The sequence below is a fragment of the Kitasatospora sp. NPDC001225 genome (genome assembly GCF_053597855.1).
In genome coordinates, this window is the sequence record NZ_JBSFJC010000032.1 from 38,324 (window position 1) to 60,201 (window position 21,878).

Below are 21,878 nucleotides of genomic sequence, written 5' to 3' on the forward strand. Positions count from 1 at the left end.
CGCACGGCCCGCCCGCGAACCCGGAGCAGAGCAGCATTGAGCAGCCGCGAATCTGACAACGCCCACCCGACGCCCCGGCGCACGGGTCCGGACGCCTACCCGTCGGGCACCCCGCCCTACGGCACACCGGGGCTCCCCGGCGGCGACCGGGCGGACGCCGGACCGGGCGCCGCGTCGGGCGGCGAGGACGACGGTCCGAAGACCGAGACCACCCTGACCACCCGGGTCCGGATCAACATCCCCGGCTCGCGTCCGATCCCGCCGGTCGTCGTCCGCAGCGCCGTCAAGAACGAGGACGGCCCCGGCGATGACGCCCCGGCGGCGGCCGCCGCCGAACCGGGCGGCCCGCGGCACCGGTCCGCGCCGACCTCGCCCGTCCTCGGCGTGATGGAGGACGGCGGCCGCCAGGCCGCCCCGCCGAACCTGCCGCCGGAGTGGCAGATCCCGCCGATCCCGCCGGCCACCTCCGAGTCGGAGTCCACCGGCGCCTGGTTCCGGCCGCGTCAGAAGAAGGCCCCGGTCGCCGAGCCCGCCCCGGCCGCCGTGCCCGCGGCCGTGCCGGCCGGTGCCGCCGGAGCGGCGGAGGCCCTGGCCGTGCCGGGCGCCGTCGCCGAGCCGCGCCCGCAGGGTGCCCACCCGGCCGCGGGCCAGGCCGCCCACGCCAACGGCGCCCCGAACGGCCGCCCGGTGCCCGCCCAGGGCAAGCAGCCGCGCCCGGCCGCGCCCGCCGCGCCGTTCCAGGCCGAGGCCCCGGTGGAGGAGCCCGGCGTGTACGAGGCCGCCGCCCCCTTCACGCCGGTCGCCGATCCCTTCGCCCCGGTCGCCGACCCGTTCGCGCCGACCGCCGACCCGTTCGGCGCACCGGTCGCCGACCCGTTCGGCACCTCCGTCCCCGACGCCGGCCAGCAGGGCGGCCTCCCCCGGCGGGGCGGCGGCCAGCGGAACCGTCAGCAGCCGGGCGGGCAGCAGCTCGACGACCGGGCGGGCGGCCCGCGCCAGTCCGGTCCGCGCAACGACTTCCAGGCGAACGGCCACCCGGCCCCCGCACCGCACCCGCAGGCCGGACCGGCCGGCGAGCCGGGCCCGGAGGACACCTCGGTCGACGGCTTCGCGCCGATCCGCGACACCACCCCGCCGCCCGCCGCGATACCCGGCCTGCCCCGGAACGGCGCCCCGCACGGCGCCGACGGCCGTCCGCAGCCGGGCCTGTTCGCCTCGGCCCCGACCGGCACCGACCCGTTCGCCGCCCAGCGCCCGACCGCTCCCGGCCAGGACGCCCCCGCCACCCCGGCGGGCCCCGGCGCCCTCTTCCCGGGCGCTCCCGGCGGCGCCCCGCAGCCCGGCGACCCGGAGGCCACCGCGGTCACCCCGCTGCCGGCCCCGGCCCCCGGCCCCCGGCCCGAGGCCGCCACGGACACCAAGGGCGGCAAGGGCAAGGGTGGAAAGGGCAGCAAGGACGCCAAGGGCGACAAGGCCACCCCCGCGCCGGCCCCCGCCAAGGCGAAGGCCGAGCCCGCCGCCCCCGCCAAGGCCAAGCGCGGCGGAGCCGGCAAGAAGCTGGTCAAGCTGGGCGTCTACGGCGGCGTCGCGGTGCTGTTCCTCGGCGCGGCCGCGTACGGCACCGGTCTGATGCTCAACCAGTCCGACGTCCCCAAGGGCACCGTGGTGCTCGGCGCCGAGATCGGCGGCAGCAGCCGCGACCAGGCGATCCACCAGCTGGACGAGTCGGTCGGCAAGGCCGGCCAGCAGCCGCTCAAGCTGAAGATCGGCGACCAGGCCGTGGACCTCGACCCGGCGGTCGCCGGCCTGAGCTTCGACACCACCGCCACCGTGGACGGCCTGGCCCAGCACAGCTACAACCCGGTCGACGTCATCAAGTCGCTCCAGGGCGGCACCAAGGCCGTCGCCCCGGAGGTCAAGGTCGACAAGGCCAAGCTCCGGGCCGCCCTGGACACCCTCGCGGCCGGCTCCGGCCAGGGCCTCCAGGAGGGCTACATCAAGTTCGGCGACGTCAACGGCGAGCCGATCGTCGTGCCCGGCCGGGCCGGGCAGGCGGTGGAGTCGGCGAGCGCCCTGGAGGCGATCGAGCAGGCCTACCGCGACCGCGCCGACGGCAAGCCCGACCAGCCGATCGCCCTCGCCGTCACGGCCGCCCAGCCGAAGATCTCCACCCAGGCCCTCCAGGCCGCCGCCGACAGCCTCGGCAAGCAGATCGCCGCGGGCAAGGTGCACGTCGTGGCCGGCGCGAAGACCTGGGACTTCGGCCCCAAGACCGCGGCCAAGGCGCTCACGCTCGTCCCGGACGCCTCCGGCAAGATCGTGCCCAAGTGGGACCTCGACGCGCTCGCCGCCCAGCTGGGCACCGCGTTCGACAAGGTGAAGGTCAAGAAGAACGGCCAGGTCGCCGTGATCACCCCGCAGGACGTCGCGGACGGCATCACCTCGGTGTTCGACAAGACCGGCGACAAGGACCGCACCTTCAAGTTCGTGGTCTGACCCGTCCGCGGTCGGACACCCGCACGGTCGGGCGCGTCCGTCCCCGACGAACCCGCGCCCACGGGGGGCGGGCCCGCATCCGGGCCCGCCCCTCGACAACGCCCCCTCCCGGTCAGCAAGATGTGACGCCACACCATCCGCCACATCCACCCCGGGAGCACGCCGATGCACCGCCGCCTCCAGCGCCACGGGACGGCCCTGCTCGCCGGTCTCACCGCCCTCACGCTCTCGCTGGCGCTCTGCTCCTGCACCGCCGGCCAGGGCGGCGGCGACGCGCTGCCCTCCGGCACCACAGCGCCCAAGCTGACCGCGATCGACATCAACCCGCACGACCGGGCCCGGCTGCGCCAGGGCGGCACCCTGAACCTGGCGATCGCCCAGTTCTCCCGCCAGTGGTCGCCGATCCACGCCGACGGCAGCGAGTCCTCGACCGTCATGGTCAGCAAGCCGCTGCTGCCGACCTTCTTCCGCTCGGACGCCGCCGGCACCCAGACGCCCAACCCCGCCTACCTGCAGGAGGCGCACGCGGAGCTCAGGGACGGCCGGCAGGTGGTCACCTGGACGCTCAACCCGAAGGCCCACTGGTCCGACGGCACCCCGATCACCTGGCGCGACATCGAGGCCAACTGGCGCGCCCTGAACGGGAAGGACCCGGCCTACAAGGCCTCCAGCAGCACCGGCTTCGAGCTGGTCTCGGCGGTCGAGCGCGGCAAGGACGACTACCAGGCCGTGATGACCTTCGACCGCCCGTTCTCCGAGTGGCAGTCGATGTTCAACAGCGCCGGCAACGCCCCGCTGCTGCCCGCCAGTAGGGTCTCCACCCCGGAGCTGTTCAACAGCTCCTACCTGGACGGGTTCCCGGTCAGCGCCGGCCCGTTCAAGGTCGAGCAGCTGGACCGCGCCACCCAGACCGTCACGCTGGTCGCCGACCCCTCCTGGTGGGGCGACAAGCCCGTGCTGGACCGGATCGTCTTCCACGCGATGCTGCCCGACGCGATGCCCGCCGCCTTCGCCCAGGGCCGGATCGACCTCGTCAACAACGGCCCGGACGTGGCCGGTTACCAGGTCATCAGGAACACCAAGGGCGCCGTGGTGCGCCGGGCCGGCGGCCCGGACTTCCGCCAGCTCACCCTGAACGCCCGCACCCCGGCGCTCAGCGACGCGACCGTGCGCCAGGCCGTCTTCCAGGCGATCAACCGGGACGTGGTGATCCGCGCCGACCTCAACGGCCTGGACTGGCCCGCCGTCCCGCTCAACAACCACCTGCTGGTCACCAACCAGAACGGCTACCGCGACAACTCTCTGGGCCTGGCCCGCTACGACCCCGCCGAGGCCGCCCGCAAGCTGGACGCGGCCGGCTGGAAGCTGGACGGCGACGTACGGAAGAAGGACGGCCGCGAGCTGAACCTGCGGATGGTCGTCCCGGCCGGCGTCACCCCGGCCCAGAGCGAGGCCGCCAACGCCACCGCCATGCTCAAGGACGTCGGCATCAAGGTGACCACGGTGACCGCCCCCGCCAACGAGTTCTTCGACCGGTACGTCAACCGCGACGACTTCGACATCGCCGCCTACTCGCTGATCGGCACCCCCTTCCCGGCCAGCGGCAACCGCGCCAACTTCGTCCAGAGCGGCGGCACCAACCACGTCGGCGCGGGCAGCCCGGCGGTGGACGCCGCGCTCGACCGGGCCGCCGCCGCGGCCGACGCGGGCACCGCCTCCGAGGCGATCAACCAGGCCGACGGCGAGCTCTGGAAGGTGGCCGGCGTCCTGCCGCTCTACCAGCGCCCGCAGCTGTACGGGGCCCGCGCCGACCTCGCCAACATCGGCGCGCAGGGCCTGTCCGACATCGTCTGGGAGAACGTCGGCTTCGTGAAGTAGCGGGTGGACGGGCTCAGCCGTGCAGCGTCTCGCGCCAGTAGTGGCAGGCGCTGCGGCGGCCCGCCAGCTCCGTCCCGTACTCGCTGGTGACCGGCGTCAGCGCCGGGAGTTCGGTGCGGCAGCGGTCCTGCGCCCGGTCGCAGCGCGGGTTGAAGGCGCAGCCCTCCGGCAGGCTCAGCAGGCTCGGCGGCAGGCCCTTGATGGCGTGCAGGTTCTGGCCCTTCTGGTCGAGCCGGGGGATCGAGTCCAGCAGGCCCCTGGTGTACGGGTGCGCGGGCCGGGCGTACAACTCCCTGACGGGGGCGGTCTCCACGATCCGGCCCGCGTACATCACCGCGATCTTGTCCGCGACGTCGGCGACCACGCCCAGGTCGTGGGTGATCAGGATCAGTCCCATGTTGTACTCGGCCTGCAAGTCGGCCAGCAGGTCCATCACCTGTGCCTGCACCGTCACGTCCAGCGCCGTGGTCGGCTCGTCCGCGATGATCAGGTCCGGCTCCAGCGCCAGCGCCATCGCGATCATGATCCGCTGCCGCATCCCGCCGGAGAACTGGTGCGGGAAGTCCCCGACGCGCTGCCTGGCGGCCGGGATGCGCACCCGGTCCATCAGCTCGACGGCCTTCTCCTTCGCCTCCTTGCGGGACACCCCCCGGTGCGCCCGGAACATCTCGCCGAGCTGGTAGCCCACGCTGAGCACCGGGTTCAGCGCCGACAGCGCGTCCTGGAAGATCATCGCGATGTGCCCGCCCCGGATGGACCGCCGGGCGGCCGTGCCCATGGTCAGCAGGTCCTCGCCGCGGAACAGGATCCGCCCCGCGGTGATCCGCCCCGGCGGCATGTCCAGGATGCCCATGACCGCCTGCGCCGTCACCGACTTGCCCGAGCCGGACTCCCCCAGCACCGCCAGCGTCTCCCCCGCCGCGACGGAGTAGCTCACCCCGTTCACCGCCTTGGCGACCCCGTCCCGGGTGTGGAACTCCACGTGCAGGTCGTCGACCTCCAGCAGCGGCGTCCCGGGCTCCACGCTCCCCCGGCCACCGCCGATCACCTCCACCGCGTCCATCAGAGCCGCCCTCCTCAGCACCGCGGCACCCACCGCTGGGCGCAGAGCAACTATCAGGGAAGGGAGGGTACTTGGCGAGCCCGCGGCAGATCTCTTTTCCGTCACGGGAAAGGGCGCGCCCCCACCTGCGAGGACGCGCCCTGGTAGGGGGCCGGTGTCAGCCGGACTCCCGCTCGACGCCCCGCTCCGCCGCGAAATGACACGCCGAGTCGTGCCGCGCCGCGTCGCCCAGCCAGGACGGCGCGACCAGCAGCGGCTCCTCGACCTCGCACCGCTGCTGCGCCTTCCAGCAGCGGGTGCGGAAGCGGCAGCCGGACGGCGGGTTGGCCGGCGAGGGCACGTCGCCGGTGAGCACGATCCGGTCCCGCGTCTCGCGCGCCGTCGGGTCCGGCACCGGCACCGCCGAGAGCAGCGCCTGGGTGTACGGGTGGGTCGCGTGGTCGTAGATCTCCGCGTCGCTGCCGATCTCGACCATCTTCCCCAGGTACATCACCCCGACCCGGTCGGAGATGTGCCGGACGATCGAGAGGTCGTGCGCGATGAACATGTACGACAGGTTGAAGTCGCCCTGCAGCTGCTCCAGCAGGTTGATCACCTGCGCCTGCACCGAGACGTCCAGCGCGGAGACCGGCTCGTCGCAGATGATGACCTCCGGCTTGAGCGCCAACCCCCGGGCGATGCCGATGCGTTGGCGCTGCCCGCCGGAGAACTGGTGCGGGTAGCGGTTGATGTACTCGGGGTTGAGCCCGACCACGTCCAGCAGGTCCTGGACGGCCTTGCGGCGGTCGCCCTTGGGCGCCACCTCGGGGTGGATCTCGAACGGTTCGCCGATGATGTCGCCGACCGTCATGCGCGGGTTGAGCGAGGTGTACGGGTCCTGGAACACCATCTGGATGTTCCGCCGGACGGCCTTCAGCCCCGCCCCGGAGAGCCGGGAGATCTCCTCCCCCTTGTAGCGGACCGATCCCGAGGTGGCCGGCTCCAGGTTCATCAGCACCTTGGCCAGCGTGGACTTCCCGCAGCCGGACTCGCCGACGATCCCGAGCGTCTCACCGTGCATCAGGTCGAAGGTGACCCCGTCGACCGCCTTCACCGCCCCGACCTGCCGCCGGAGGATGATGCCCTTGGTGAGCGGGAAGTGCTTGACCAGGTCCCGGACTTCGAGGATCGGCTCGCCGCGCGGCACCTCCCGCGCGAGGGCGACCTCCTCCGGCACCACCGCGCCCAGTGCGCTGGACCCGTTAACGGTCATGGAGGGTCTCCTTCCAGAAGAAGCAGGCGCTGCCGCGCCCCTCCAATGGCGTCCCGTCCTCCTCGGCGACCGGGAACAGCTCCGGCACCTCGGCCCGGCAGACGTCCTGGGCGCGCGGGCAGCGCGGGTTGAAGGCGCAGCCCGGGGGGATGCGCAGCAGGTTGGGCGGCAGGCCCTTGATCGCGTAGAGCTCCTGGCCCTTCTGGTCGAGCCGGGGGATCGAGTCCAGCAGGCCCCTGGTGTACGGGTGCGCGGGCCGGGCGTACAGCTCGTGCACCGGGGCGGTCTCCACGATCCGGCCCGCGTACATCACCGCGATCTTGTCCGCGACGTCGGCGACCACGCCGAGGTCGTGGGTGATCAGGATCAGCCCCATGTTGTACTCGGCCTGCAACTCGGCGAGCAGGTCCATCACCTGGGCCTGCACCGTCACGTCCAGCGCCGTGGTCGGCTCGTCCGCGATGATCAGGTCCGGCTCCAGCGCCAGCGCCATCGCGATCATGATCCGCTGCCGCATGCCCCCGGAGAACTGGTGCGGATAGTCGTTCACCCGCTCCTTCGCGGCCGGGATTCGCACCCGGTCCATCAGCTCGACGGCCTTGTCCCGCGCCTCCTTGCGGGACACCCCCCGGTGCGCCCGGAACATCTCGCCGAGCTGGTAGCCCACGCTGAGCACCGGGTTCAGCGCGGACAGCGCGTCCTGGAAGATCATCGCGATCTTCTGGCCGCGGATCCGCCGCCGCTCCTCCTTGCCCATCCTGAGCATGTCCTGGCCCCGGTAGAGGATCTCGCCGCGCGGGATCCGGGCCGGCGGCATGTCCAGGATGCCCATGACCGCCTGCGCCGTCACCGACTTGCCCGAGCCGGACTCCCCCAGCACCGCCAGCGTCTCCCCCGCCGCGACGGAGTAGCTCACCCCGTTCACCGCCCGGGCGACCCCGTCCCGGGTGGCGAACTCGACGTGCAGGTCCCGGACGTCGAGCAGCGGCCCCTGGTACGGCGCCTTCCGCTCGTGCCCGGTGGTGTCCACCGCTGTACTCACGATGCGCTCCCCTCGCTCAGCGAAGCTTCGGATCGAGGGCGTCGCGCACCGCGTCGCCCAGCATGATGAAGGCCAGCACGGTGATCGAGAGCGCCGCGGCCGGGAAGAACAGCACGTACGGCGCCGTCCGGATCACCTTCTGGGCGGAGGAGATGTCGATGCCCCAGGAGATGGTCGGGTCCTGCAGGCCGATGCCGAGGAAGCTCAGCGTCGCCTCGGTGGCGATGTAGCCGCCGAGCGCGATCGTCGCCACCACGATCACCGGGGCGATCGCGTTCGGCAGGATGTGCCGGAACATCAGCCGGCCCGTCCCGGCGCCGAGCGCCCGGCCGGCCACCACGTAGTCGGCCTGCTTGACGGTCAGCACCGCCCCGCGCATCACGCGGGCGATCTGGGTCCAGCCGAGCACGCCCAGCGCGATGACCACGCTCCACACCGTGCGGGTGGCGAAGGCGTTCAGCAGCACCAGCGCGCCGAGCAGCAGCGGGATGCCGAAGAAGATGTCGGTGATCCGGGAGAGCAGCGCGTCGACCCAGCCGCCGAAGAAGCCGGCCACCATCCCGGTCAGCCCGCCGAGCAGGGTGACGGCGGCGGTCACGAAGATGCCGACGGTGATCGAGGCGCGGGCGCCGTACACCACCCGGGCGTAGATGGACCGGCCCTGGGCGTCGTACCCGAACCAGCCGGCCCCGAAGACGTCGCCCCAGTTCGGCCGCCTGAGGTAGTCGTTCACCAGGTCGGCCTTGCGCGGGTCCGCGGAGGTGAACGCCCAGGGGAAGACCGCCATCACCACCAGCAGCACGATCAGCACCGCCGAGATCAGGAAGATCGGCCGCCGGCGCAGGTCCCGCCAGGCGTCGGCCCACAGGCTGCGGGCCTCCTCCCGCTTCACCACGTCCGGTTCGACTAACGTCTCCTGCTCGACCGCCATGCCCTGCTCGCCCGCGTAGTCGAGGCGCGAGACCCCGGGCTTGGGGTGCGGCTCGTACGAGTCCTCGTCGTGGATGTCAGGCATAGCGGATCCTCGGGTCCAGGACCGCGTAGAGCAGGTCGACGAGCAGGCTGGCGACCAGGTAGATGATCACCAGGACGGTCACGATGCCGACCACGGTGGGGCCCTCCTTCTGGTTGACCGCCCGGTACAGGACGTTGCCGATGCCCTGCACGTTGAAGACGCCCTCGGTGACGATCGCCCCGCCCATCAGCGCGCCGAGGTCGGTGCCGAGGAAGGTGATCACCGGGATCAGCGAGTTGCGCAGCAGGTGGCGGGAGATGATGGTGCGCCGGGGCAGGCCCTTGGCGACCGCGGTGCGCATGTAGTCGGCCCGCAGGTTCTCGCCGATCGACGTCCGGGTGAGCCGGGCCACGTACGCGAGCGAGAGCGAGCCCAGGACGACGGCCGGCAGCACCAGTTGGGTCAGGTCGTAGCTGTCCTGCACCGTCGGGGTGACCCAGCCCAGGTTGGTGGCGAACACCGTCTGGGCGATGTAGGCCAGCACGAAGACCGGGATCGAGATCACCACCAGGGTGAAGACCAGCACCAGGGTGTCCGCGACGCTGCCGCGCCGCAGGCCGGAGACCAGGCCGAGGGCCAGGCCCGCGATCATCTCGAAGACGAAGGCCATCAGGGCGAGCCGGATGGTGACCGGGAAGGCGTCCGCCATGATGTCGGTGACCGGACGGCCGGTGAAGCTGGTGCCGAAGTCCCCCTGGAAGAGGTTCCCCATGTAGTGCAGGTACTGCTTCCAGAGCGGCTGGTCCAGGTAGTACGTGTGCTTGATGCTGGCGACCACGGCCGGGTCGGCGGCCTTCTCCCCGAACAGCGCCGCCACCGGGTCGCCGGGCAGCGTGTAGACCATCAGGAAGATCAGCAGCGTGGTGCCGAAGAACACCGGGATCATCTGCAGCACCCGACGCAGCACGTAACTGCCCATCCGAGCCTCCTTCCTAGGTGTCCGACTGGGTGCCCGGCCGACCGGACCGGTCGGCCGAGAGACCGCGCCCCGCCCTCCGTGCGGGGAGGGCGGGGCCGGCGCGAGGGCTCGGGGCTCAGCCCTTGACCTCGACCTGGGTCCAGGCCGGGTTGCCGAAGGAGTCGAACTTCACGTTCTGCACCTTGGTCGAGTAGCCCGAGTTGGTGCGGTAGTACCAGAGCGGGATGGCGGGCATCCCGCTCGGCAGCACGGCCTCGGCCTGCTGGTAGCCGGTCACCGTGTCGGCGACGCTGGCGGCCTCGTCGGCCCTGGTGGCCGCGTCGTCGAACTGCGGGTTGCTGTAGCCGAAGTCGTTGGACGCGGCACCGGTGCGGTAGACGTCGGCCAGGAAGTTGGCGTTCAGCGGGTAGTCCTGCACCCAGCCGGTGCGGAAGGCGCCGTTGAGGGTGTGCCCGGTGATCGCGGCCCGCGCGGTCTTGAAGTCGGGCTTCGGGTCGCCCAGGCAGTCGACCCCGGTGTTCTGCCGGATCGAGTTGCAGACCGCGTCGACCCACTCCTTGTGGCCGCCGTCCGCGTTGTAGGTGATCAGCAGCTTGTTGCCGGGGACGCCGCCGCCCTCCTGGATCAGCTGCTTGGCCTTGGCCGCGTCGAACGTGCAGAACTCGCCGCAGGCGCCGTCCTTGTAGCCCTCGACGCCCTCGGCCACCCAGGCGGTGGCGGGCTTGCGGGAGCCCTGGAGCACCGTCTTGGTGATGGTGGCGCGGTCGATCGCCATCGACAGGCCCTGGCGCACCTTCGCCTTGTCCGGCGACGCCCAGTCGGCCTGGTAGAGCGTGAAGCCGATGTTCTGGATGGCGCCCTGCGGCGCGTCCACCGCCCGGTCCCCGAGGTCGCTCTTGTAGGTGGCCAGCGCGGACGGCGGCACCTGGTCCATCACGTCCAGGTTGTTGGACTGGAGGTCCGCGTAGGCGGCCTCGGACGTGGTGTACATCTTGAAGACGATGCCGCCGTTCTTCGGCTTGTCCACGCCCTGGTAGTCCGGGAAGGACTTGGTCACCACGTTGTTGTTGTGCGACCAGCTGACGAACTGGTACGGGCCGTTGCCCACCGGCTTCTGCCCGTACCCGGCCGGGTCCTTGAAGAAGCCCTCGGGCAGCGGGGAGAAGGCGATGTAGCCGAGCTTGTACTCGAAGTACGAGACCTTGTGGCTCAGCTTGACGGTGAAGTGCAGCTCGTCGGTGACGGTCAGCCCGGACATCTTGTCCGCGGTGGGCTGGCCGGAGGTCGGGTGGACGTCCTGGTAGCCCTCGATGTCGGAGAACCAGGAGCTGTTGATCTGGTTGTTGGCCGGGCTGGCGCCCCAGTTCCAGGCGTCGACGAAGTTCTGGGCGTGCACCGGGGTGCCGTCGTGGAACTTCCAGCCGTCCTTCAGCGTGATGTCGAAGGTCTGCGAGTCACTGGTGTCGATCTTGTCGGCGACCTGCATCCGGATCTTGGCGTTGCTCGGGTCGTAGTCGACCAGCCCCTTGAAGAGGTTCTGGATGATGCGACCGCCGCCGACCTCGTTCGCGTTGGCCGGCTGCAACGGGTTCTGCGGCTCGTTGCTCTGGTAGCTGAAGGACTTGCCGGCGTCCGACGAACCGCTGCCCCCTCCGCCGCTACTGCTGCTGCAGCCGGTGGCCACCAGGGCCACGGAGGTCGCAACGGCGAGGACCCAACGAGCACGGGCGGCTACGGGCATGGAGGTCCCTCCTCAGGGTGTGTTTCGCATCACACCCCATGAGAAGCGCGCCCCGGCGACGGCGCGCGTCAGGTGCACCCGGACGGGTGCGGTGACCCCCTGCCGAGTTGACGCGGCGCCGGACGACGCGGCGTGGCACCGGCGGAACGCGGAAAGGGCCCGCGGCGCGAACGCCACGGGCCCTTCCTGCGACTACCGGGGGATCAGGCCGCGGCCTGCTCCCGGACCTCGGGGAAGTGGCAGGCCGACTCGTGGGCGGCCGCGCCCTCCAGCAGCGAGGGGACCGCGAGCAGCGGGACCTCCTCGGAGCACCGGTCCTCCGCCTTCCAGCAGCGGGTGCGGAAGCGGCAGCCGGACGGCGGGTTGGCCGGCGAGGGGATGTCTCCGGTGAGGATGATCCGCTCGCGGGACTCGCGCGCCGTCGGGTCCGGCACCGGCACCGCGGAGAGCAGCGCCTGGGTGTACGGGTGGGTGGCGTTCTCGTAGATCTCCTCGTCCGAGCCGATCTCGACCATCTTGCCCAGGTACATCACGCCGACGCGGTCGGAGATGTGCCGGACGATGGAGAGGTCGTGCGCGATGAACATGTAGGAGAGGCCGAACTCGCCCTGCAGCTGCTCCAGCAGGTTGATCACCTGCGCCTGGACGGACACGTCCAGCGCGGAGACCGGCTCGTCGCAGATGATGATCTCGGGCTTGAGCGCGAGGCCGCGGGCGATGCCGATGCGCTGGCGCTGGCCGCCGGAGAACTGGTGCGGGTAGCGGTTGATGTACTCCGGGTTCAGACCCACGACGTCCAGCAGGTCCTGGACGGCCTTGCGGCGGTCGCCCTTGGGCGCCACCTCGGGGTGGATCTCGAACGGCTCGCCGATGATGTCGCCGACCGTCATGCGCGGGTTGAGCGAGGTGTACGGGTCCTGGAACACCATCTGGATGTTCCGGCGGACTGCCTTCAGGGCGGCGCCCTGCAGGGTGGAGATGTCCTCGCCCTTGAACAGCACCTGGCCGGAGGTGGCCCGCTCCAGGTTCATCAGCACCTTGGCCAGCGTGGACTTGCCACAGCCGGACTCGCCGACGATCCCGAGCGTCTCGCCCTTCTTCAGCTCGAAGGAGATGCCGTCGACCGCCTTGACCGCGCCGACCTGCTTCTTGAAGAGGATGCCCTGGCTCAGCGGGTAGTGCTTGACCAGGTCCTTGACCTCCAGGATGTTCTCAGCCATGGAGGGTCTCCTTCCAGAGGTGGCACGCGCTGCGGCGGCCGGTGAGCTCCTTGCCGTCCTTGTCCGTGACGTGGTGCAGCGCCGGGATCTCGGTGCGGCACAGGTCGGTGGCGACGTCGCAGCGGGGGTTGAACGCGCAGCCGGTCGGAACCTTCAGCAGGTTCGGGGGCAGGCCCTTGATCGCGTACAGCTCCTGGCCCTTCTGGTCCAGGCGCGGGATGGAGCGGAGCAGGCCCTTGGTGTACGGGTGCGCGGGGTTCGCGTACAGCTCGTGCACCGGGGCGGTCTCCACGATCCGGCCCGCGTACATCACGGCGATCTTGTCCGCGACGTCGGCGACCACGCCGAGGTCGTGGGTGATCAGGATCAGGCCCATGTTGTACTCGGCCTGCAGCTCGGCCAGCAGGTCCATCACCTGGGCCTGGACGGTCACGTCCAGGGCGGTGGTGGGCTCGTCCGCGATGATCAGGTCGGGCTGGAGCGACAGCGCCATCGCGATCATGATGCGCTGGCGCATGCCGCCGGAGAACTGGTGCGGGTAGTCGTTCACCCGCTGCCGGGCGGCGGGGATGCGCACCCGGTCCATCAGCTCGATGGCCTTCTCCTTCGCCTCCTTGCGGGAGGCGCCCTGGTGCACGCGGAACATCTCGCCGAGCTGGTAGCCGACGGAGAGCACCGGGTTCAGCGCGGACAGCGCGTCCTGGAAGATCATCGCGATCTTCTGGCCGCGGATCCGCCGCCGCTCCTCGTTGCTCATCGTGAGCATGTCCTGGCCGCGGTACAGGATCTCGCCCTGGGTCACCTTGCCCGGGGGCATGTCCAGGATGCCCATGATGGTCTGCGCCGTCACGGACTTGCCGGAGCCGGACTCGCCGAGCACGGCGAGCGTCTCGCCGGCCGCGACGGAGTAGTTGACGCCGTTCACGGCCTTGGCGACACCGTCCCGGGTGTGGAACTCCACGTGGAGGTCCTTCACCTCGAGAAGAGGAGTGCCAACTTCGAGACGGTCGTTCTTCTGGTCGTTCTCGATCACGGTGGTCATCGGGGTCGTCACCTCTTCTCTCAACGGAGCTTCGGGTCGAGGGCGTCGCGCACCGCGTCGCCGAGCATGATGAACGCCAGAACGGTGAGGCTCAGCATTCCGGCGGGGAAGAACAGCGCGAACGGCGCCGTCCGGATCACCTTCTGGGCGGAGGAGATGTCGATGCCCCAGGAGATGGTCGGGTCCTGCAGACCGATGCCGAGGAAGCTCAGCGTCGCCTCGGCGGCGATGTAGCCGCCGAGCGCGATGGTGGCGACGACGATCACCGGGGCGACCGCGTTCGGCAGGATGTGCTTGAACATGATCCGCCAGGTGCCGGCGCCGAGCGCCTTGGCGGCCGTCACGAAGTCGGCCTGCTTGACCGTGATCACCGAACCGCGCATGACACGGGTCATCTGGGTCCAGCCCAGGGCGACCAGCGCGAAGACCACGCTCCAGACGGTGCGCGAGGTGAAGGCGTTCAGGACCACCAGCGAGCCGAGCAGCAGCGGGATGCCGAAGAAGATGTCGGTGATCCGGGAGATGATCGTGTCGACCCAGCCGCCGAAGTAGCCGGCCAGCATGCCGGTGAGGCCGCCGATGATGGTCACACCGGCGGTGACGCAGATGCCGACGATGATCGAGGCGCGGGCGCCGTGGACGACGCGGGCGTAGATGCTGCGGCCCTGGAGGTCGTAGCCGAACCAGTCCGCCTGGAAGAGGTGGCCGTAGTTCGGCTTCGTCAGGTAGTGGTTGCGCAGGTCGCCGGCCCGCGGGTCCACCGAGGTGAACAGACCGGGCGCGATCGCGATGACGATCAGCAGCAGGATCAGCAGCGCGGAGATCACGAAGATCGGCTTGCGCCGCAGGTCGTGCCAGGCGTCGGAGCCGAGGCTGCGGGGCTTCTCGGGCTTGGCGGCCGCGGTGGCGGCGCCGCCCTGGGCCGGGATCTTCCCGGCGGTCTTCTTCTCGGTCAGGTCAGGCATAACGGATCCTCGGGTCCAGGACCGCGTAAAGCAGGTCGACGATCAGGCCGGCGGCCAGGTAGACGATCACCAGGAAGGCCACGAAGCCGGAGACCGTCGAGCCCTCCTTCATGTTGATCGCTTGGTAGAGCGCGTGGCCCACACCCTGGACGTTGAAGATGCCCTCGGTGACGATGGCGCCGCCCATCAGGGCGCCGAGGTCGGTACCGAGGAAGGTGACCACCGGGATCATCGAGTTGCGCAGCAGGTGGGTGCCGATCACCTTGCGCCGCGGCAGGCCCTTGGCCACCGCGGTGCGGACGTAGTCGGCCTTGATGTTCTCGGCGATGGAGGTGCGGGTGAGGCGCGCGACGTAGGCCAGCGAGAGCGAGCCGAGCACGACGGCCGGCAGCACCATCTGGGTGATGTCGTTGCTGTCCTGGACGGTCGGGGTGACCCACTTCAGGTTCTGCCCGAAGACCGTCTGAACGATGAAGCCCAGCACCGGGACCGGGATCGAGATCAGCAGCAGGGTCATGACCAGGGCGCCCTTGTCGAAGAGCTTGCCGCGGCGCAGACCGGCGTACAGGCCGATCCCGATGCCGAGCACGATCTCGATGGCGAACGCGAACAGCGCCAGCTGGACCGTGACCGGCAGCGCCTCGGTGATCTTGTCGAGCACCGGGCGTCCGTCCAGGCCGGTGCCGAAGTCACCGGTGAACAGCTTCCCCATGTAGTCGAGGTACTGCTGGACCAGCGGCTTGTCGAAGCCTTGCTGGTGCCTCAGCGCGGCGAGCTGCACCGGGTCCGGCGCCTTGTCGCCCCACAGCGCTGCCAGCGGGTCACCGGGCAGCAAGTGCACCATGAAAAAGATGAGTGCGGTCGTTCCGAGGAACACCGGGATCATCTGGAGCAGTCGCCTTGCGACAAAGCGCCCCATCGTGCCTCCATGTATGACTCTGCCGGGCCCGTCAACCCGGCAAGAGATAAGTCGGCGTGCCAACGGCCGGTGCCAGTCCTCGCCCTTGTGGGGATGGACGGGCACCGGCCGTTGTCACCGGGTCAGGCGGTGCCGACCGATTACTTCTTCTTCTTGACCTCGACGTCGGTGTAGACCGGGTCGCCGAAGGAGTTGAACTTCACGTTCTGGACGTTCTTGGAGTAGCCGGAGCTGGTCTTGTAGTACCAGAGCGGGATGGCCGGCATGTCCTTGGCCAGAACGGCCTCGGCCTGCTGGTAGTACTCCGCGGTCTTCTCGACCGTGGTGGCGGCGTCCGCCTCCTTCGACAGCTTGTCGAACTCGGAGCTGGAGTAGCTGCCGTCGTTGGCCGCGGCACCGGTGCCGTAGACGTCGCGCAGGAAGTTGGCGTTCAGCGGGTAGTCCTGCACCCAGCCGGTACGCATCATGCTCTGGACCTGCTTGCTGGTGACCAGGTCACGCGAGGTCTTGAAGTCCGGCTTCGGGTCACCGAGGCACTCGACGCCGACCGACTGGCGGATCGAGTTGCAGACCGCGTCCACCCACTCCTTGTGGCTGCCGTCGGAGTTGTACAGGATGGTGATCTTGCCGCCGGGAACGCCGCCGCCCTCGGTGATGAGCTGCTTGGCCTTCTCCGGGTTGAACTTGCAGGCGTCGCCGCAGGTGCCGGCCTTGTAGCCCATGACGCCGGGCGCCACGAACGAGTCGGCGGGGATGCGGTTGCCGTTCAGCACGGTCTTGGTGATGGTGTCGCGGTCGATCGCCATCGAGAGGCCCTGACGGACCTTCTCCTTGCCCGGGGCGTTCCAGTCGCCCTGGTACAGCGCGAAGGAGATGTTCTGGATGGCGCCCTGCGGCTGGTCGACCGCGCGCTTGCCCAGGTCGTCCTTGTACTTCGGCAGGTCGGTCGAGTCGACCTGGTCCAGGACGTCCAGGGTGTCGGACATCAGGTCCTTGTACGCGGCCTCACCGGCGGTGTAGTTCCGGAAGACGACGCCGCCGTTCTTCGGCTTGTCGATGCCCGTGTACTTGTCGTAGGCGGCCAGCGTGATGGCCTTGTTGTGCTCCCACGAGACGAACTTGTAGGGGCCGTTGCCGACCGGCTTCTGGCCGTAGCCGGCCGGGTCGGTGAAGAAGCCCTCGGGCAGCGGGAAGAAGGCCGAGTAGCCGAGCTTGTACGTGAAGTACGAGACCGGGGTGGACAGTTCGATCGTGAAGTGGGTGTCGTCGACGACCTTCAGACCGGACATCTCGGTGGCCGTCGGGTCACCCTTGTCCTTGTCCGGGTGGACCGCGTCGTAGCCGACGATGTCGGAGAACCAGTCCGAGTTGATCTGGTTGTTCTTCGGGTTGGCCGACCAGTTCCAGGAGCTCACGAAGGACTTGGCGGTGACCGGGGTGCCGTCGTGGAAGGTCCAGCCGGACTTCAGCGTGACGGTGTAGTTCTTGGCGTCGGTGGTCTCGATCTTGTCGGCCACCTGGTTGCGCAGCGCACCGGTCGCGGGGTCGTAGTCGACGAGGCCCTTGAAGAGCTGCTTGACGATACGGCCGCCCTGGTTCTCCATGGCGTTGGCCGGCTGGAGCGGGCGCTGCGGCTCCGCGCTCTGGTAGCTGAAGCTGGCGCCCGGGTCGACCGCAGCGCTGTCGGAGCTGCCCCCGGAGGAGTCGCTGCTGCTGCACGCAGTCGCAGCGAGGGCGACAGCAACAGCTGCGACAACCCACTTGGCCTGGCTCGCACCGCGCATCGGTGTGCCTCCTGAATTCGACGTTGCAACGAGGAGGGCACTGCGGAACGGTTCCCACCGGACCCGCTGTGCCGTCCGCGCTCGTGGTTTCGGCGCGCACCCCTGCGCGTTCACCCTTGACCCGAGCCTGACTGCACCCACTATCCGTCACGCACGGACACGAAAGTGACCAGTGACGATCTCAATTAGGTCACATGAACAGTCGGTAAGTTTCGAAAACCGGACATTTGAGACATAGCCAGACAGGCACCAAACGGACAGTCGTCACGGATGACGAACTGTCACGTCCGCTCAGCGGACACCTGGGTGTGATGAGCGCTATTCCGTGAATAGCGGCCCCGACAACTTGGAGTAGTTGAAAAAGTTCGCCCCCCTCTCCATGGGAAAGGGGGGCGAATCATTCCGGCCAATGGCCGTTCAGTGCGTCCGGATCACGCCTTCTTGGCGCGCGAGGCGGTGCGACCGCGGTCCTTCTGGTCGAGGACGACCTTACGGATGCGAACCGTCTCCGGGGTCACCTCGATGCACTCGTCCTCGCGGCAGAACTCCAGCGACTGCTCCAGCGAGAGCTTGCGCGGCGGGACGATCGACTCGGCCACGTCGGCGTTCGCCGAGCGCATGTTGGTGAGCTTCTTCTCCTTGGTGATGTTCACGTCCATGTCGTCGGCACGCGAGTTCTCACCGACGATCATGCCCTCGTACACCTCGGTGCCCGGCTCGCAGAAGAGCACGCCGCGCTCCTGCAGGTTGGTCATCGCGAAGGCGGTGACCACACCGGCCCGGTCGGCGACCAGCGAACCGTTGTTGCGGGTGGTCAGGTTGCCGAACCACGGCTCGTGACCCTCGTGGATCGAGTGCGCGATGCCGGTGCCGCGGGTGTTGGTGAGGAACTCGGTACGGAAGCCGATCAGGCCGCGGGACGGCACGACGAACTCCATCCGGACCCAGCCCGAGCCGTGGTTGGACATGTTGTCCATCCGGCCCTTGCGGATGCCCATGAGCTGGGTGACGGCACCCATGTGCTCCTCGGGCACGTCCACCGTGAGGCGCTCGACGGGCTCGTGGGTCTTGCCGTTGACCTGCTTGGTGACCACCTGCGGCTTGCCGACGGTCAGCTCGAAGCCCTCGCGGCGCATGGTCTCGATCAGGATGGCCAGCGCCAGCTCACCGCGGCCCTGCACCTCCCAGGCGTCCGGACGCTCGGTGTCGAGCACGCGCAGCGAGACGTTACCGATCAGCTCGCGGTCCAGGCGGTCCTTCACCTGGCGGGCGGTGACCTTGCGGTCCACCTTGACGCCGGCCTTGGCGTCCGCGCCCTTGCCGCTGCCGCCACGGCCGACCAGCGGCGAGGTGTTGGTGCCGATGGTCATCGAGATGGCCGGCTCGTCCACCGTGATCAGCGGCAGCGCGATCGGGTTCTCCGGGTCGGCCAGGGTCTCGCCGATCATGATCTCGCCGATGCCGGCGACGGCGCAGATGTCACCGGGGCCGGCCACCTCGGCCGGCTTGCGGGTGAGCGCCTCGGTCATCAGCAGCTCGGAGATGCGGACGTTCTGGATCGAGCCGTCACGCTTGATCCAGGCCACGGTCTGGCCCTTGCGCAGCTCACCCTGCTCGACGCGGAGCAGCGCGATGCGGCCGAGGAAGTTGTCGGCGTCCAGGTTGGTGACGTGGGCCTGGAGCGGGGCGTCCTCGTCGTAGCCGGGGGCCGGGACGTGCTCCAGCAGGGTGGAGAAGAACGGCTCCAGGCTGGTGCTGTCGGCCGGGACGGTGCCGTTCTCCGGCTTGGTCAGCGAGGCGACGCCGTCACGGGCGCAGGCGTAGACGATCGGGAACTCGATCTGGTCCTCGTCCGCGTCCAGGTCCAGGAACAGGTCGTAGGTCTCGTTGATGACCTCGTCGATCCGGGAGTCCGGACGGTCGGTCTTGTTGATGCAGAGGATGACGGGCAGGCGGGCGGTGAGCGCCTTGCGGAGCACGAACCGGGTCTGCGGCAGCGGGCCTTCGGAGGCGTCGACCAGGAGGACGACCGCGTCCACCATCGACAGACCGCGCTCGACCTCGCCACCGAAGTCGGCGTGGCCCGGGGTGTCGATGATGTTGATGGTGATCGGCGCGCCACCATCCTTGGGGTGGTACTTGACCGCGGTGTTCTTCGCGAGAATGGTGATGCCCTTCTCGCGCTCCAGGTCGTTGGAGTCCATCATCCGGTCATCGAGCTGCTGGTGGGCTGCGAAGGCGCCGGCCTGCTTGAGCATGGCGTCGACCAGCGTGGTCTTGCCGTGGTCGACGTGGGCGACGATGGCGACGTTACGGATGTCGTTGCGCGTGGGCATGCCTAGCGGATTCTCCCGGAATCGTGGGTTACGGCGCCCGGCCGCGAGACGCGCACTTGCGGCCCTTTCGGCCGCTGCCACCCGTTCCGCCTGCTACTACCGGTCCACCCGCCGGGCATATCGACATGCCTCGGCTTCCTCCTATCGTACGGGGAAGCGCCCAGGTGAGCAGAAACGAGCAGGTCGCAGGGGATCAAGATCACAGGCGGATCACACGGCGGCCACCCGGCGACCGGGCTCCGGCCCCCTTCCGTTCGTGCTCCGACGGCCCGGCCGACGCACCGGGCGGACGCCCCCGGAGCGGTCTCCGGGAGGCGTCCGCCGACGCCGTGCGCCGCCCCGCCGGGGAAGCCCTACCCGCCCCAGCCCACGTCCTGGAAGCGCGGCCACCCGAAGCCGTACGCGCCGGCGCCGACCACCCCGGTCCGGACCCCGACCAGCTCCGGCCGCTGGTAGAGCGGCACCGAGTGCCCGAGCTGCCAGATCCGTACGTCCGCCTCCTGGAGCAGGTCGAGCCGGGCCGCCGGGTCCGGTTCGGCGGCCGCCCGGTCGAACAGCCGGTCGATCTCCTCGGTGCCGCCGCGGCCGAAGTTGCCGCCCGGGTCCGGCACGCCGTCGGGGTCCGGCCGGGGCTTGGCGTAGGCGGGGCGCTGTTCGCTCGCCGGGCTGGGGCCGACCGGCCGGGAGAAGAGCGCGAGGTCGTAGTCCCCGGCCGCCAGGTGCTCCCCGACGAAGGACTCGGCGGGCACGGGCACCTGCCGCACCGCGATCCCGGCGTCCCCGAGGCCGGCGGTGAGCGCGTCGGCGGTGCGCTTGGCGGTCGCCGAACCGGCCGGGAGCAGCAGCGAGAGGGAGAGCGGCTTGCCGCCCCTGCTCCGGACGCCCCCGCCGGTGGGCCGCATCCAGCCCGCCTCGTCCAGCAGCAGGCCCGGGTCCGCCTGGTCGACCGCGCCGCTGTTGTCCCGGTAGCCCTCCTGGTCGCCGGCGAGCAGGTGGCTGCCGAGCGGTGCGGCGGGCAGGCCGAGCGGGGTGAGCGCGGCGGCGGCGATCCGCTGCCGGTCGACGGCCCGGGTGAGGGCCCGGCGCACCAGCGGGTCGGTCAGCGGGGCGCGCTCGGCGTTGAGGGTGAGCTGGGTGAGCGAGGCCGCGGCGGCCCGGTGCACGGTGACGCCGGGCAGCGACTCGGCCCGCCGCAGCGCCAGCGCCGCCGACTCGGGCGCGGCCTCGGGCGGCGGCGCGACGGAGGGTGAGGCGGAGGCGGGAGCGGAGGAGGCATCGGCGGCCGGGGCCGGCACCGCCCGGTCCACCGCCGCGGTGAGCGGGGCGACGTCCAGCCGGTCCTGGTCCAGCGCGTCCAGCCGCTGCTCGGGCGGCGAGGCGAGGAAGTCGATCCGGTCGGCCTTCGCCGGCTCGCCCCACCAGAGCGGGTTGCGCACCACGGTGACCGTCCCGCCCTCGGCGTCGTACCGGGAGAGGGTGTACGGCCCGGCGCTCGGCCGGTCGCCGCCGGTCAGCGCCCGGTCGAAGTCGGCCGGGGTGGCCGTCTCGGCGGCCGGGTAGAGCGGCCCGAACAACGAGCGCCACTCCGCGTACGGCCGCCGGAAGGTCACCCGCACCTCGTGCGGGTCGGCGCCCGGGGCGACCGACTCGACGGCGTCGTACCCGGCCGCCCGCCCGCCCCGGTACGCGGGGTCCAGGCCGGACAGCGCGGTCCGCTGGGCGTCGAGGTCGGCGGCCGAGACCGGGGTGCCGTCGCTCCAGACGGCGCGCGGGTTCAGCCGGTACGTCACCACCTGCGGCGACTGCCCGGGCGGGGTGGACTCGGCGCCCTCCAGGTAGTCCGGGTCGGGGGCGAGCCGGCCGTGCTCGTCGGGCCGGAACAGCGAGGGGTACAGCGCGTGGGCGAGCAGCGCCGAGTCGGCGGTCGCCGCGCCCTGGTAGACGTTCAGCGTGGCCGGGACGCGGTCGAGGGCCCAGCGCAGCGTGCCGCCGTCCCGGACGGCGGCGCGGTCGACCGGCCCGACGTCCCCGGTGGTGGCGGTGGGCTCGGCCGGGGCGGGCACGGCGGCGGGGGTGCGGGCGGGGCCCGGGTCGTCGGAGCAGCCGCCGAGACCGGCGGCGAGCAGCAGCGCGGCGGCTGCGGCGGTGAGCTGGCGGACGCGCATGGCGGCCATCGAACGCCGCCCCGGGCGCCCGGCCCGTGCCG

General features: G+C 70.7%; 15 protein-coding genes. 2 read left to right on the forward strand and 13 right to left on the reverse strand.

Annotated features, from left to right (window positions below):
* Nucleotides 1-36 precede the first annotated feature (36 nt).
* Together ACWDCZ_RS13965 and ACWDCZ_RS13970 are read left to right on the forward strand one after the other, a co-directional pair.
* Nucleotides 37-2,496 (forward strand): peptidoglycan binding domain-containing protein, encoded by a 2,460-nt coding sequence (locus ACWDCZ_RS13965; protein WP_449816040.1) that lies wholly within the window; start codon nt 37-39, stop codon nt 2,494-2,496.
* A gap of 165 nt (nt 2,497-2,661) precedes the next feature.
* A complete protein-coding gene (locus ACWDCZ_RS13970) occupies nt 2,662-4,374 on the forward strand; it encodes an ABC transporter family substrate-binding protein (protein ID WP_117489416.1) in 1,713 nt (570 codons plus the stop codon).
* Between the two features lie 13 nt (nt 4,375-4,387).
* On the opposite strand, the gene ACWDCZ_RS13975 is transcribed toward ACWDCZ_RS13970, so the two are convergent.
* From ACWDCZ_RS13975 to ACWDCZ_RS14035, 13 genes are all read right to left on the reverse strand, one after another.
* Entirely contained in the window at nt 4,388-5,437 is a 1,050-nt protein-coding gene (locus tag ACWDCZ_RS13975; protein ID WP_074001357.1) for an ABC transporter ATP-binding protein, read from the reverse strand.
* Nucleotides 5,438-5,594: 157 nt separating this feature from the next.
* Nucleotides 5,595-6,689 (reverse strand): ABC transporter ATP-binding protein, encoded by a 1,095-nt coding sequence (locus ACWDCZ_RS13980; RefSeq protein ID WP_074001356.1) that lies wholly within the window; start codon nt 6,687-6,689, stop codon nt 5,595-5,597.
* On the reverse strand, nt 6,679-7,731 hold the full coding sequence (locus ACWDCZ_RS13985) for an ABC transporter ATP-binding protein (RefSeq protein ID WP_380777420.1): 1,053 nt from the start codon (nt 7,729-7,731) through the stop codon (nt 6,679-6,681). Before ACWDCZ_RS13985 ends, ACWDCZ_RS13980 begins: the two co-directional genes overlap by 11 nt.
* 16 nt (nt 7,732-7,747) lie before the next feature.
* Nucleotides 7,748-8,662 (reverse strand): ABC transporter permease, encoded by a 915-nt coding sequence (locus ACWDCZ_RS13990; protein ID WP_074001556.1) that lies wholly within the window; start codon nt 8,660-8,662, stop codon nt 7,748-7,750.
* A 76-nt stretch (nt 8,663-8,738) separates the two neighbouring features.
* The gene (locus tag ACWDCZ_RS13995) at nt 8,739-9,665 is read right to left on the reverse strand and encodes an ABC transporter permease (protein WP_049654864.1); all 927 of its coding nucleotides are present in this window, start codon (nt 9,663-9,665) and stop codon (nt 8,739-8,741) included.
* Between the two features lie 115 nt (nt 9,666-9,780).
* The gene (locus tag ACWDCZ_RS14000; protein ID WP_049654867.1) at nt 9,781-11,406 is read right to left on the reverse strand and encodes a peptide ABC transporter substrate-binding protein; all 1,626 of its coding nucleotides are present in this window, start codon (nt 11,404-11,406) and stop codon (nt 9,781-9,783) included.
* A gap of 203 nt (nt 11,407-11,609) precedes the next feature.
* On the reverse strand, nt 11,610-12,626 hold the full coding sequence (locus ACWDCZ_RS14005) for an ABC transporter ATP-binding protein (RefSeq protein ID WP_117489409.1): 1,017 nt from the start codon (nt 12,624-12,626) through the stop codon (nt 11,610-11,612).
* Nucleotides 12,619-13,668 carry an ABC transporter ATP-binding protein gene (locus tag ACWDCZ_RS14010; RefSeq protein WP_049654875.1) on the reverse strand — a complete coding sequence of 350 codons (1,050 nt, stop codon included), beginning with the start codon at nt 13,666-13,668 and terminating at the stop codon, nt 12,619-12,621. Before ACWDCZ_RS14010 ends, ACWDCZ_RS14005 begins: the two co-directional genes overlap by 8 nt.
* Before the next feature lie 20 nt (nt 13,669-13,688).
* Nucleotides 13,689-14,633, reverse strand: coding sequence for an ABC transporter permease (locus ACWDCZ_RS14015; protein WP_117489407.1), 945 nt, complete (start codon nt 14,631-14,633; stop codon nt 13,689-13,691).
* Nucleotides 14,626-15,552 carry an ABC transporter permease gene (locus ACWDCZ_RS14020; RefSeq protein ID WP_049654878.1) on the reverse strand — a complete coding sequence of 309 codons (927 nt, stop codon included), beginning with the start codon at nt 15,550-15,552 and terminating at the stop codon, nt 14,626-14,628. Before ACWDCZ_RS14020 ends, ACWDCZ_RS14015 begins: the two co-directional genes overlap by 8 nt.
* A gap of 140 nt (nt 15,553-15,692) precedes the next feature.
* Nucleotides 15,693-17,336 (reverse strand): peptide ABC transporter substrate-binding protein, encoded by a 1,644-nt coding sequence (locus tag ACWDCZ_RS14025; RefSeq protein WP_380777417.1) that lies wholly within the window; start codon nt 17,334-17,336, stop codon nt 15,693-15,695.
* A 431-nt stretch (nt 17,337-17,767) separates the two neighbouring features.
* On the reverse strand, nt 17,768-19,672 hold the full coding sequence (typA, locus tag ACWDCZ_RS14030) for a translational GTPase TypA (protein WP_117489405.1): 1,905 nt from the start codon (nt 19,670-19,672) through the stop codon (nt 17,768-17,770).
* Between the two features lie 353 nt (nt 19,673-20,025).
* The gene (locus ACWDCZ_RS14035; protein WP_387968446.1) at nt 20,026-21,837 is read right to left on the reverse strand and encodes an ABC transporter family substrate-binding protein; all 1,812 of its coding nucleotides are present in this window, start codon (nt 21,835-21,837) and stop codon (nt 20,026-20,028) included.
* Between the last annotated feature and the right edge of the window lie 41 nt (nt 21,838-21,878).